Source organism: Bradyrhizobium australiense (assembly GCF_013114825.1).
Classification (GTDB): Bacteria; Pseudomonadota; Alphaproteobacteria; order Rhizobiales; family Xanthobacteraceae; genus Bradyrhizobium; species Bradyrhizobium australiense.
Map to the genome: position 1 here is coordinate 359,964 of NZ_JAAVLX010000007.1, position 12,898 is coordinate 372,861.

Genomic DNA, 12,898 nt, shown 5'->3' on the forward strand with positions numbered 1-12,898 from the left:
CGCGCCTGCCGCCGCAGACGGAGCCACGACGGCCAGGCCGGCCAGCTACGCCGCGACGCGATGCGCGGCGATGATCTGGTCGGCGGCGCGGCCGGTAACTTCGGCCATGCGGTCGAACTGGCGGGTGAACCCGCCGGCGCCGGCGGTGGCCGAGCGCAACTCAACGATCAAATCGCCGATCTCCGCCTCCGGCATGGTGGCGCGGACGCAGTCCCATCCCGGCCAGCCCTCGCGGGTGTCGAAGCCGAGGATCTGGCCGCGCCGCGCAGACAGGATGGCATTGATCTTCGCCGTCGCTTCCGTCGGGCAGACGATCTCCACCATGTGGATCGGCTCCAGCAGCACCGGCTGGCACTCCGGCAGCGCCTCGCTCATGCCGATTCGGGCCGCGGTGCGGAACGCGAGATCGGATGAATCGACGCTGTGATAGGAGCCGTCGATCAGCGTGACCTCAACGTCAATGACGGGAAAACCGAGCGGGCCCTTGGCAAGGCCATCGACCACGCCCTCTTCCACCGCGCCGATATAATTTTTCGGCACCGCGCCGCCGACCACCTTTTCGTGGAACTCGAAGCCCGAGCCGCGCGGCATCGGCTTGATTTCCAGCACCACGTCGCCGAATTGGCCGTGGCCGCCGGATTGCTTCTTGTGGCGGCCGCGCTGGGTGATCGATTTGCGGATGGTCTCCTGATAGCCGATCGCGGGCGGCTGCGATTTGACGTTGACGCCGAAACGATCGCGCAAGCGCTCGAGCGCGACGCGCAGGTGCATTTCGCCCTGCCCCCACAACACGATGTCATGGGTGCGCTGGTTCTGGATCATCGTCAGCGACGGGTCCTCCTCGTTCAGCCGCAACAGCGCCTGGCCGAGCTTGACGTCATCCTTGCGATCGGCGGCCGACAGCGACATCGCCAGCACCGGCGGTGCCGGCGCGATCTGCACCAGCGCCGCCGGCGCGGTCTTGCCGCCGGACAGCGTGTCGCCGGTCTTGATCGCGTCGAGCTTGCCGAGCGCGATCGTCTCGCCGGCTTCAGCCGCGGCGCGCTTGGTATCGTGCGCGCCGTTGACCGCGAGAATGCCGGATACCCGCCCGGCTTCGCCGGAGGAGGATTGCAGCGTCGCGCCGTCATCGAGATGGCCGGCGAGCAGCCGTACCAGCGAGAGCTTGCCGCCGTGCTGCAGATGCAGCGTCTTGAACACATAGGCCAGCGCTTCCTTTTGCGACGGCGCGCCGAGGCGTTTCGCCGTTTCGACGACGCCGGGCGATTCATGGCGCAGCGCCTTCATCAGGCGCAGCACACCGTTCTCGCGCGCAGCAGCACCCAGCAGCACCGGGCAGATCAGGCCTTCGCGGAGTTCGCGGGCGAGATCATCGAACACCGCGTCGCGCGGCGGCTGGATGTCCTCCAGCAACTGCTCCATCAGCGCGTCGTCATGGTCGGCGAGCTTTTCAAGCATCGAAAAGCGCGCTTCCTTCTCGCGGTCGAGATCGCCGCCTTCCAGCGTGATCACTTCGGAAGGCTTGTGCTCGCGGTAGACGAAGGCGCGTTCGAGTGCGAGATCGACAAAGCCTTCGATCAACTCGTCGTTCCAGATCGGAATCTGCCGCAGCACCAGCGGCACGCGCGAGGCCGGCTGCAGGGTCGCCAGCGTTTCGCGGATGCGCTTGTTGGCGCGATCGATCTTGTTCAAAAACAGAAAACGCGGAATACCGAGATCTTCCAGCTCGCGCAGGATGATCTGCAGTTGCGGCAGCTTCTTCTCGTCCGCCTCGCAGACCACGACCGCGGCATCGACTGCGGGCAACGCGGCGCGCATGTCATGCGCGAACTCGACCGAGCCGGGACAATCGATAAAGGTGTAACTATCGCCCATGAAGGTGGTGGTGGCAGCGCTTAAGCCCACGCCCATCTTGTGATGGCGCGCCTCGGGGCTGGCATCGCCGACGGAAGTTCCGGCATCGACGCTGCCGGCATTTTTAATGGCGCCCGTTCGCGCCAGTATGGCTTCTAGAAGTGTGGTTTTACCGCTCTGGAAAGGGCCCACCAGCGCAATGCACCGTGGACCTTGGGGACTTCTGACGTCTTGTCCCATTGCCGCCTCCTTGTTTGGAGCTCGGCCCGTGATTGGGTCGGCGACCTCTGATGCTCCGCCTGTCGTGACGATTTGGCAAGCGGGAAAACGTCGCTGCGGTGCATCCAGTCGAAATGTTGACGTCGACCTCAGCCACGCCGGCTCTTGGGTCCGCTCACCCTCTCCCAATTTGGAACTCAAGAGTTAATTCCCGCTCAGCCGGTCGCGGCAATCGATCCGTCCGAACGCGGATCGAGCATGATCCGCAGCGCGAAGGCGAAGCGCTCGATATCGACGCGCTCGTCCCAGGCAAGCTGTAGCGAAATGCCTTGCAGGACCGCGACCATGACGCGGGCGGCCGAAGGTGGATCGAGATGCCGCGGCCAACGCCCCTGTCGTTTCGCCTGCGCGATCATCGGCGTCAACACGTCCACGGCCTGGGAAACCCCCGCAAGCGCTTCGCGCTTCAATCGTGGATTGGAGAGGCTCTCCGCCCAAAGCTGCACCGCCAGGTGGCGCCATCGCCTTTCCTTGGGATTGCGCAATTCGAGCACGAATCCTTCGACGAGGCGCCGCAGGCCGGTGTCGATATCCGGCGCGGCCAGCGCAAATTCCATGCGCCGACGTTCCATCGCGTGGCGTTCGGAAGCGATCGCCGTCGCGATCTCCATCTTGCCTTTGAAATATCCGTAGATCGCGCCGGGACTGAGCCCCGACTCCTCGACAATGTCCTGCACGGTTGCCGCATGAAAACCTTCCCGCGCAAAGCATGTCAGCGCGGCATCGAGGATGCGCCCGCGCTGCTCGTTCGCGCGTGCCGCGGTGATCCTAGGCATCGCCGACTTCCGCTAGCACTGTGTGATAGAAGCTGTAGCCCTGCATGTGCCGGCCGGGTTGCCCCATCACCCGTTCCCGGTATTGATCGGCGCCGAGATCGCTCACCAGCCTCAGCCCGCGCTCGCGCAGGAAGTCCGGCAATTCGTTGGGCAGCAGACCGAACCGCCAAGGTTCGCCCGAGCCGTCGACCTTGGCGATGACCTTGTCTGCGCCATCAAACGCGACGCTACCGTCGATCGCGCCCTCATGAACATAGGTGAAGATGAACCGGCTGCGTGGCGCAAGCCGGCCCGCCCAGCGCATTACGCCGCACACCGCGTCGCCCGTCAGATACTGGCTGACGCCTTCCCACACAACAATCGTTCGCCGCCCCGGATCGAAGCCGGCATCGCGCAGATGCTGTTCGAAATCATCAATCTCGAAATCGACCGCGACAAAGGTCACCCGATTCAGGTCGGCTCCGGCAGCCTGCAGTCGCTCCCGTTTCACCTTTGCTGTTGCAGGGTGATCCACTTCAAAAACCTTTACGGAATCGAGCGCGGCCAGCCGCCAGGCCCGCGTGTCGAAACCCGCACCGAGCAACACAACCTGCTCGGCCTGTCCGATCGATTCCTCGATCCAGTCGTCGATCAGCCGCGTGCGCGCGATGCCGGAGGTTCGCGCGCCCGGCCATCGCCGGTCGATATAGCGAGTAAGCATTTTGCCGAACGGACGTACCGCGAGCAGTTTAGCGGGTAGCCGCAAGCTTCCCGGCAATAGCGCAACGGCCAATGGGTCGGTAAACACGCGTCGTCCGGCCCCTTTCGCATGCTCGTACGCCCGGAACATTGCCATGTATTCGGCGGTCCGGCTTGGCTGATGCTGCAGCAATTCGCGGCCTCCTCAAAAAGAACGCTTATTCTTTTTAAGGCCAGCCACCGTCGCGGGTCAAGAGCCCGCGGCGAAAATGGAATGCGGTTAGCTCAGCGCCCCGGGCGGAGCTCCAGGCTTTCCAATCCGGCAGCAATGCTGACCCCTACCTGGCCCTGCACGCTCAGAGGCTGCAGCGCGATCGAATTCGCGGAGCCACCGACCAATACGTTGCCGCCGACACCGACGCCTAGCGTCGCGCTGCCCTGCGCGCCGACATAGTCGCCAGACAGACCGCCCGGCCCGATCCGCGCCACCGGTGCGAACACGCCCCACGCCAGCGCCGATTCCTGCGTGATGCCGAGATCGAGTCCGACCTTGCGGATGGTGGCGATGTAACGATCCTCCGGCATCCCTTCGGCGCGCAGCACGCAGCCGAGATTGGTAACGGATCCGACGACAAATCCGACGCTGGCGCCGCCGCGGCACTCCAGCACGCCGACCTGCACCCGCTGCACCTGCTGCGCATTGGCATCGCCGATGGATGAAGCCAGCATGGCGCAAGCGGCGGCGGCAAGGATGAGGAAACGCATGAAGAAATCTCCGGCTGAAAAACTGTGATGCGAGCAGAGAATGGAAATCAGCGCCGTGCCCGCGGCGCCTGGTGGTCTATGCCATAACATCCCAGATTTCACCACTACCGTCATTCCGGGGCGCGCAAAGCGCGACTATGGCGCGGAATTGCGCACCTGAGAATCTCGAGATTCCCACGTGCGCAATTGCGCACCGTAGTTCGATGCTGCGCATCGCCCCGGAATGACATTAACAAAAAAGGCCCGCTTGCGCGGGCCCTTTCCTCAACATGTCATCCTCAGCCGCGGTGACGATGGCGCCGCACGTGCCGGCGCGGACCGTTGCCGTAGAATGGCTGCAGTTCGAGGCCGGCGATGCCGGCCGCGACATTCAGCCCGGTCTGGCCCTGCAGGCTGATCGGCTGCAGCGCGTAGGCGTTGGCGGGACCGCCCACCAGGAAGTTGCCGCCGCCGCCGACGCCGATCGATGCATTGGCGCCGACGCCGCCATAGCTGCCGGCGAGCTCGCCGCGCCCGAGCCGGCTGTTCGGCGCGTTGACGGCCCACGACAACTGGGTCTGCTCGGTGACGCCGAGATCGAGACCGATGCGCTGCACCTTGGCGATGTAGGGTTCAGGCCGGCGGCCTTCGCTACGGAACACGCATTCGAGGCTCGTCACCGAGCCGACCACGAAGCCAACATTCTGGCCGCCCTGGCATTGCAGGATACCGGCGCGAACCGGCGGCGCCGCGTCAGCGCTTGCGATCGGCGCGATCAGTGCCGCCGTGGCGAGTGTCAATGTCAGGAGTCGCATGTGTCCCAGTCTCCGCATGATGATGAACAAATTTAGCGGAGCGGACAGGATGGAAGCGCAGTGTCGAAAACATGGCGCTTCATCGAGAAGCCGTCAAAACATTGCGTGTTCGTTCAAGCGCGATGTGATTTGACAGCCGTCCTTTTGACGCGATTGCTCGTGCGAACCGCAACCCGCCCCGCATCAAGTACGGAACGGGCCTGTGCCGCGAAAGCGTGTCTTATCTCAAATTGCCGCAAAAGCGCTGGATGCGCTTGCAGGCGTCTTCGAGGTCGGAGGTTTTGGTCGCGTAGGAAATGCGGAATGCCGGGCCGAGGCCGAACGCGGAACCCTGCACGACGGCAACGCCTTCGCTCTCGAGGAGTTCGGTGACGAAATCCTCATCATTGGCAATCACCTTGCCTGACGGCGAGGTCTTGCCGATGGTGCCGGCACAGGACGGATAGACGTAGAACGCGCCCTCGGGCCGCGGGCATTCGATGCCCTTGGCCTGGTTCAGCATCGACACCACGAGGTCGCGCCGCTCCTTGAACACCTTGTTGTGTACGGGGATGAAGTCCTGCGGACCGTTCAGCGCCTCAACCGACGCCCACTGCGCAATCGACGACGGGTTTGAGGTCGACTGCGACTGGATCGTCGCCATCGCCTTGATCAAGTCGGCGGGACCGCCGGCATAGCCGATGCGCCAGCCGGTCATGCAATAGGCTTTCGACACGCCGTTCACTGTCAGCGTGCGCTCGTAGAGTTTCGGCTCGACCTGCGCGGGCGTTGCGAACTGGAAGTCGTCATAGACCAGGTGCTCGTACATGTCGTCGGTCATCACCCAGACATGCGGATGCTTCACCAACACGTCGGTGATCGCCTTCAGCTCGCTGCGCGTATACGCAGCGCCGGTCGGGTTCGATGGCGAGCACAGGATGATCCATTTGGTCTTCGGCGTGATCGCCTTTTCCAGATCCTCGGGCCGCAGCTTGAAACCGCTCGACGCCGGGCAGACCACCGGCACCGACTCGCCGCCGGCCAGCGCCACCATCTCGGGATAGCTGACCCAGTACGGCGCGGGGATGATGACCTCGTCGCCGGGATTGAGGGTCGCCATCAGCGCATTGTAGAGCACCTGTTTGCCGCCGGTGCCGACGATGATCTGGTTCGGCTTATAGGTGAGCCCGTTCTCGCGCTGGAACTTGGCGATGATGGCTTCCTTCAGTTCGGGAATGCCGCCGACGTCGGTGTACTTGGTCTTGCCGGCCTCGATGGCGCGGATTGCCGCGAGCTTGATGTTGGCGGGCGTGTCGAAGTCCGGCTCGCCGGCGCCGAGGCCGATGACGTTGCGGCCCGCCGCTTTCAGCGCGCGCGCTTTATCCGTGACCGCGATCGTCGCGGACGGCTTCACACGGGCGAGCGAGGCGGACAGGAAGGGCATCATGATCTCCTGGCAAACGTCGTGAGCTCAAGAATTCACGACTCTTTTTGATGGGAACGCCGCACCCTAAGGCGCTGCGCGCTGCATCGCAAGAAGCTTGGCCGGATACCGGTTAAACTTTGGGAATGCCGAGCAGGCTCGGTACGATCGGAGCAATGCCCGCGCAATATTTGCAAAGTTCCGCGGGCCGAATGACTCATATCTGACAAGCCGCGGGTCGGGCAGAGGGGGCACAACTCCGGAGCGGCTAACGGCCGAGCGCCACCGCCGCTAGAGGGCCATAGCGAAGCCGCACGATTCAACGTCAAGCTGTCTCGCCGCGATCTGCATCCGCCGTCGATCATGGCCCGCGAAGTCGCTTTCGGACGTATGATGGACACCGTCCCCGATCCTGGGTCCCGGCTCTGCGCCGGGTCCACAGTTGTCACCCCGAGGCGGGAGGCCGTCAGCTTCGTCGCGCAGGATTGAATCGATCCGCTCATTCGCTCTCGACCACGTGATCTCTGCGCCGTGGCATGGCATGCTGCGCGCGTGCAGCGCAGTAGAGGTTTTCGACTTTTTCCATTCTGCGGGTCTTGCGACGCATTCGTATCGGCATCATTGTTTAGCCGCGTTGCGGCGCGAAGGCTTTCCGCAGTTCTTGCCCCGCGTGCGCCTCTCGACCCCTGTGAAGCCAACGACGATGTACAAGCTCTATTCGATGCAGCGCTCCGGCAACAGCTACAAGGTCCGCCTTGCGCTGGCGCTGCTCAACGCGCCCTATGAGGCGATCGAGGTCGACATTCTCCGCGGCGAAAGCCGCACGCCGGAGTTTCTGGAGAAGAACCCCAGTGGCCAGGTGCCGCTGCTGGAAGTCGCCGAAGGACGCTATCTCGCCGAGTCCAACGCCATCCTCTGGTATGTCTGCGGCGGCACTTCGCTCGCGCCGGAGTCGCGTGTCGAGCGCGCCGAAGCGCTGCAATGGATGTTCTTCGAACAGCATGCGCTGGAGCCCAATATCGGCGCCGCCTATTTCTGGCTGTCGCTGGTCAAGGGCGGACGGGACCTGCAGACGCATGCGCTGGAGGACTGGATGGAGCGCGGCTATGCCGCGCTTCAGGTGATGGAAAATCACCTCAAGACCCGCGCCTATTTCGCCGCGGGGCAACTGACGGTCGCCGACATCGCGCTGTACGGCTACACCCATGTCGCCGACCGCTGCGACTACGACCTCGCGACCTTCCCGGCCATCCGCGCCTGGCTGCGGCGGGTCGAACAGACCCCCGGTTTCGTCACCATGGACTGGCAGCCGGAGACCGAGGTCGACGACCAGGCCGGCATCGCCGCCGGCGTATAGCCACCCGTTGTCCTTCTCACTTTCGCGCGAGCACGCCGCCAAAAGTTAATAATAGCGGGTATAACGTTAACCTTTGCCGCGATTCCGCCATTTTCAACGCCTGATCGCCGCAATGTTGCCGGTGATCGTTGCAAGATTTTCCTGACGTCGTGAGTCGCGGGTGATTCGTCCCGCGTTGCAAGGATTCAGACCATGATGCGGTCACCCGGCGCGGTCGGCTTCGAAAGCAGCCGCACGCCCGTCGCTTCTTCCCGATTGCTTGGTGCCATCGCCACCTCGCTTGCGATCGGCACGCTATCGCTTTGCCTCGTGGTCACCCTGACGGTGCTGTCGATCACGGCCACCGTCGCGATGCCCATTCCGTGACAGGTCCAGCCTTTTTGTTTGCATCATTGGACTAGCGAACGCGCGATGATCGGCATCGCGATTGGACTGGAATGAAGACACCCGTCGGCCTTGTGACCGTCGCCTTGACGGTAGCGATCCTGCTCGCCGTCTCCTTCCTGATCGCCACCGGCACGCGCGGCGAAGAGCCGGCGTTCGACTCGTCGGCGGGCGAACTCGAGGTGCGAACCATCGCGAGGGGCCTCGCCAATCCGTGGGCGCTGGCGTTCCTGCCCGATGGGAAGATGCTGGTGACCGAGCGTCCCGGCCGCATGCGTATCGTCACGGCAGAAGGGCAAGTCTCTCCGCCGCTCAAGGGCGTGCCTGACGTGTGGGCCTCAGGCCAGGGCGGCCTGCTTGACGTTGTCACCGACAAATCCTTTGCGCAGAACCGGACCATCTACTTCTGCTTCGCCGAACGGGCCGACGGCGGCGGCCGCACCACGGCCGCGCGCGCGAAACTGAGCGACGACAATGGCCGTCTCGACGAGGTCAAGATCATCTTCCGCCAGCAGGGGCCGCTGTCGTCAGGCAATCATTATGGCTGCCGCATCGCGCAAGCCGACGACGGCAATCTGTTCGTGGCGCTCGGCGATCATTTCACCTATCGGGACCAGGCGCAGAATCTCGGCAATCATCTCGGCAAGCTGATCCGGATCGCGCCCGACGGATCGGTACCCCCAGGCAATCCGTTCGCCGGCCGCGCCGACGCCAAGCCGGAAATCTGGAGTTACGGGCACCGCAACGTGCAGGCGCTCGCGATCAATCCGGCGAGCGGCGAACCCTGGGAAATCGAGCACGGGCCGCGCGGCGGGGACGAGGTCAACCTCGTCGGCAAGGGCAAGAATTATGGATGGCCGGTGATCGGCTACGGCATCGATTATTCCGGCGCGAAAATCCACGAGAGCACGGCCAAGGACGGCATGGAGCAGCCGCTCAAATACTGGGTGCCGTCGATCGCGCCGTCAGGCATGGCCTTCTACACCGGAAAGCTGTTTCCGAAATGGAACGGCAGCCTGTTCACCGGGGCGCTGCGCGGCGCAATGCTGGTGCGGCTGACGCTGAACGGCAGCGCGGTGACATCAGAGGAACGCCTGCTGCAAAACCTGCACGAACGTATCCGCGATGTCCGCCAGGGCCCGGACGGCGCGCTGTGGCTCTTGACCGACAGTTCGGCAGGACGCGTGTTGCGGGTGACGCCCGCTGCGAAATGATGCCGCGTCTGCGCGCCAAGCGCCGGCCGGCTTACTTCAGCTTGCCGGTGGACAGGTCCATGATCAGGCGCGTGGCGAGATACAGGCGCGGCACGATGGTGTCGATCTTCACGTACTCGGCATCGTTGGAGTGCGCGCCGTAGCTCGACAGGCCCATGCCTTCCACCACGGCCCCTTTCGCCTTGAGACCGGCGAACGCAGCGTCGGTGCCGCCGCCCGTGGCCTTTTCGGCCACATTGAGCGACATGCCCAGTTCCTGATAGATCGTCTTGCCGTGGGCGGCCACGCGGCGCGATGCGTCGTTGGCCTCTAATGGCGGGCGGCGCAGCTCGAATTTCACCTCAACCTTGGAGTCGGGCAGCAGCCTCGTCTTGATCTTGTCCTGCAGGGCCGTCTCGATCCCGTCGAAATCCGCAACTTTAAGCGCGCGCGCATCGGCCTGCGCTGTGGCTTCGGCGGGGATCACGTTGCGGTTGGTACCGGCTTTGGCGACGGTCCAGTTCAGCTTCAGGCCCTGCTCGGGCCTGGACAGGTCCTTCATCTGCAAGAGCTGGTGCGATAGCTCGTAAAGCGCGTTCACGCCGTCTTCGGGCCTGGCGCCCGCATGCGACGCCTTGCCCTTGACCGCAAGATAGGCCGAGCCGATGCCGCTGGTGGCGAGGCGCAGCGTACCGTCGGTGCCGCCGCCTTCGAACGAGAACACCGCATCCTGCTCTGCGGCGACGCGCGTGATGGTGCTGCGCCAGCCGGGCGAGGAGATCTCCTCGTCGCCATTGATGAGCACCGTGAGCTCGCCGTACTCCCGAAAATTCAGCTTCTGCAGCAGGGCTACGGTGTGGATGATGGTGGCGATGCCCTGCTTGTCGTCGGCAATGCCGAGGCCATAGGCCTTGTCGGCATCGACGCGCAAGGGTTGATCTTTCAGCATGCCCTTGAGGTACACCGTGTCCATATGCGCGATCAGCATGATCTTCATGCTGCCCGTCCCCTTGAAGACGGCCTGCACGGCCGGGCCGACCTTCTCCGGCGTGTCGTCCAGGCGATAGACGTCGCTCGGCTGCAGCACTTCCACGGCGCCGCCGAGCTGCGTGAGCTGGCCGGCAATGCGGTCGGCAATCTGGCTCAGGCCTTCGATGTCCTTGCTGCCGGATTCGATCTGCACGAGGTCGCGCAGCGTATCGAGCAGCGGCTTTCGCTCCTGCTCCGCCTGCGCGTGAACATCGGCCACCGGCGCGGCGTGCGCCACGGCAGCAGCCAACGCCAGCGTGAGCAATGCGATCAAGGGGCGAACGAAGGAGGCAGTAACCTGCGGATGGGGCATAGCGCGGCAGCCTGCGAGTTGTAAGAAAGACGCGATGATGGAGCACTGAAGCATCGTGGCAGGCAGGCCACAACCCCGTTCAGCATCCTTTTCCGAATGCGAAGCAAAGCGGCACTCACGCCCATTTGTGGAAGATCAGAAACGCGCCGATCGCGATGAAAAGAAAGCCGAGCGCGTGATTCCACCCTAGCGGCTCCTTCAGGTAGAGCACCGAGAAGCAGGCAAACACCACCAGCGTGATCACTTCCTGCATGGTCTTGAGTTGCGCCGCCGAATACACCACGCTGCCCCAGCGGTTGGCCGGCACCGCCAGCCAGTACTCGACGAAGGCGATCCCCCAGCTCGCCAGCACCACCATTGGCAGCGAGATTTCCTTGAATTTCAGATGGCCGTACCAGGCAAAGGTCATGAAGATGTTGGAGGCAAACAGCATCAGGATCGGCAGCAGCGTCGGCGAAACAGTGGGCATCGATGTCCTCTTGAAAAATGGCGTGCGCCAATCGTCGGGTGCGGTACGGCGTTCCTTAACTCGATATCACTTGATTTCAAAAGTGCGAAAGTCTTACGCGTGCAGGCAACGCTCTCTTAAGACTGGTGGCAGAAAGGCGTGCACAATCGCAACAATCAGGCATGCTTGGGTCTTATTCCCGGCAAGCGGCGAGAACGGGCATGCAGTTAGACTGGCGCGTAATTTCCGGTCCGGCTCTCACGACAGCGACGGCGTTGATCGCCTTCCTCGTCGACCGACAATTCGTTCCCGTTCCCAATCCCGCGCCGCTGTTCGTCTGCATCGTCGCCTTTGCCGCGTCCGTCAGCGGCATCACCTCCGGCATGGTCAGCGCCGTCATTGCGGTGGCGTCGTCAGCGCTGTTCTTCCTCAACCATCGCGCTACCCCGGGTTACGACATGTCGGACCTGGCGCGCATGCTGCTGCTTGCGGCTACCGCCGGCGGCACCGCGCTGATCACCGGCCTGTTGCGGAAGAAATGGATCGATGCATTCGCGTGGGAGAAGAAGCATCATGCCACGGCCGAACGGCTATCGGCCGCGCTCGATCAGGTCGACATCGGCATCGTGCTGCTCGATTCCGACACCCGCGCGGAATTCATCAACCGCGCGTTCCGCGATTATTTCAAGCTGTCCGACGAGCAGGCCGACAGCAAGCCGCCCTTCATTGCGCTGATGTATCACGGCCGCGATACCGGCGCCTGGCAATTGCCCGAGGAGGAGTTGAGTGCCTTCATCGCCAAGCGCACCGAGATGATCCGAACCGGCGATTCCACGCCGATCAACCTCGACCTCGCCGACGGCCAGGTGCTGCGCTTCACCTGCACGGCGCTGCCCGATGGCGGACGCATGCTGAGCTATACGCCGGTCACCGACCTCGTCCGCCACAGCGACGATCCCGGCAGCGCGGCGTATTATCGTGCGCTGCGTGGCAGCCATCGCAGCCTTGCGAGGCACCTCGGCGCGGCGGAGTAGAAGCGGTAGCGCAATTCCCTAGCGATATTGATCGCCGGCTCTCGTGTCTGTAGTAATGACAGATACCCTCATTCGCGCCTCCAGCGCGTCACCTCCCAGCAACACGGAATCGCTTAATGTCCGGCGACCTCACCATCCGCTTCGTCACCCGTCAGGACTACGCGCAATGGCTGCCGCTGTGGGACGGCTATAACGCCTTCTACGGCCGCTCGGGCCCGACCGCGCTGGCGCCTGAGATCACGGCGATGACGTGGGCGCGCTTCTTCGATGCCTATGAGCCGGTGCATGCGCTGGTCGCAGAGAGCGGCGGCGAACTGCTCGGGCTGACGCATTATTTGTTTCACCGCAGCACGACCCTGATCGAGCCGAACTGCTATCTGCAGGATTTGTTCACGAGCGCCGCCGCACGCTGCAAGGGCGTCGGCCGTGCGCTCATCAATGGCGTGTACGAACAGGCAAAGCTCGCCGGATGCTCCCGTGTCTACTGGCAGACGCACGAGACCAACCACACCGCGATGCAGCTTTACGACAAGGTGGCGGAGCGTTCGGGGTTCGTGGTGTATCGCAAGATGTTCTGACGCGCGGTTTCAGC

At 63.6% G+C, this 12,898-nt stretch carries 13 protein-coding genes; 5 read left to right on the forward strand and 8 right to left on the reverse strand.

What is annotated here, in order from left to right; genetic code table 11:
- Positions 1–45: 45 nt before the first annotated feature.
- The 6 genes from HCN58_RS22255 to HCN58_RS22280 form a co-directional block, all read right to left on the reverse strand.
- Positions 46–2,094, reverse strand: a complete 2,049-nt coding sequence (locus tag HCN58_RS22255) for an elongation factor G (RefSeq protein ID WP_171581526.1) — start codon at positions 2,092–2,094, stop codon at positions 46–48.
- Between the two features lie 194 nt (positions 2,095–2,288).
- A complete protein-coding gene (locus HCN58_RS22260) occupies positions 2,289–2,909 on the reverse strand; it encodes a TetR/AcrR family transcriptional regulator (protein ID WP_171581527.1) in 621 nt (206 codons plus the stop codon).
- Positions 2,902–3,780 carry a class I SAM-dependent methyltransferase gene (locus HCN58_RS22265; RefSeq protein WP_171581528.1) on the reverse strand — a complete coding sequence of 293 codons (879 nt, stop codon included), beginning with the start codon at positions 3,778–3,780 and terminating at the stop codon, positions 2,902–2,904. Before HCN58_RS22265 ends, HCN58_RS22260 begins: the two co-directional genes overlap by 8 nt.
- Positions 3,781–3,872: 92 nt before the next feature.
- Positions 3,873–4,352 carry a DUF992 domain-containing protein gene (locus HCN58_RS22270; protein ID WP_171581529.1) on the reverse strand — a complete coding sequence of 160 codons (480 nt, stop codon included), beginning with the start codon at positions 4,350–4,352 and terminating at the stop codon, positions 3,873–3,875.
- 278 nt (positions 4,353–4,630) lie between these two features.
- Complete coding sequence (locus HCN58_RS22275) at positions 4,631–5,146, reverse strand: DUF992 domain-containing protein (protein WP_171581530.1); 516 nt, start codon at positions 5,144–5,146, stop codon at positions 4,631–4,633.
- Between the two features lie 220 nt (positions 5,147–5,366).
- Entirely contained in the window at positions 5,367–6,569 is a 1,203-nt protein-coding gene (locus HCN58_RS22280) for a pyridoxal phosphate-dependent aminotransferase (protein ID WP_171581531.1), read from the reverse strand.
- Between the two features lie 682 nt (positions 6,570–7,251).
- Here HCN58_RS22280 and HCN58_RS22285 point away from each other — a divergent pair.
- The 3 genes from HCN58_RS22285 (at position 7,252) to HCN58_RS22295 (ending at position 9,503) form a co-directional block, all read left to right on the forward strand.
- Positions 7,252–7,905, forward strand: a complete 654-nt coding sequence (locus HCN58_RS22285) for a glutathione S-transferase family protein (RefSeq protein WP_171581532.1) — start codon at positions 7,252–7,254, stop codon at positions 7,903–7,905.
- Positions 7,906–8,097: 192 nt separating this feature from the next.
- Positions 8,098–8,271 (forward strand): hypothetical protein, encoded by a 174-nt coding sequence (locus HCN58_RS22290; RefSeq protein ID WP_171581533.1) that lies wholly within the window; start codon positions 8,098–8,100, stop codon positions 8,269–8,271.
- 71 nt (positions 8,272–8,342) lie between these two features.
- Positions 8,343–9,503: a PQQ-dependent sugar dehydrogenase gene (locus HCN58_RS22295; RefSeq protein WP_171581534.1), complete on the forward strand. Its 1,161-nt coding sequence runs from the start codon at positions 8,343–8,345 to the stop codon at positions 9,501–9,503.
- Positions 9,504–9,534: 31 nt separating this feature from the next.
- Here HCN58_RS22295 and HCN58_RS22300 read toward each other — a convergent pair whose 3' ends face one another.
- Both HCN58_RS22300 and HCN58_RS22305 read right to left on the reverse strand, forming a co-directional pair.
- Positions 9,535–10,785 carry a M20/M25/M40 family metallo-hydrolase gene (locus HCN58_RS22300; RefSeq protein ID WP_235983793.1) on the reverse strand — a complete coding sequence of 417 codons (1,251 nt, stop codon included), beginning with the start codon at positions 10,783–10,785 and terminating at the stop codon, positions 9,535–9,537.
- A gap of 154 nt (positions 10,786–10,939) precedes the next feature.
- Positions 10,940–11,293, reverse strand: coding sequence for a DMT family protein (locus tag HCN58_RS22305; RefSeq protein ID WP_171581536.1), 354 nt, complete (start codon positions 11,291–11,293; stop codon positions 10,940–10,942).
- Positions 11,294–11,493: 200 nt separating this feature from the next.
- Between HCN58_RS22305 and HCN58_RS22310 the strand changes: the two genes are divergently transcribed.
- Positions 11,494–12,306 (forward strand): PAS-domain containing protein, encoded by an 813-nt coding sequence (locus tag HCN58_RS22310; RefSeq protein ID WP_171581537.1) that lies wholly within the window; start codon positions 11,494–11,496, stop codon positions 12,304–12,306.
- A gap of 116 nt (positions 12,307–12,422) precedes the next feature.
- Complete coding sequence (locus tag HCN58_RS22315) at positions 12,423–12,884, forward strand: GNAT family N-acetyltransferase (RefSeq protein ID WP_171581538.1); 462 nt, start codon at positions 12,423–12,425, stop codon at positions 12,882–12,884.
- Positions 12,885–12,898 lie beyond the last annotated feature (14 nt).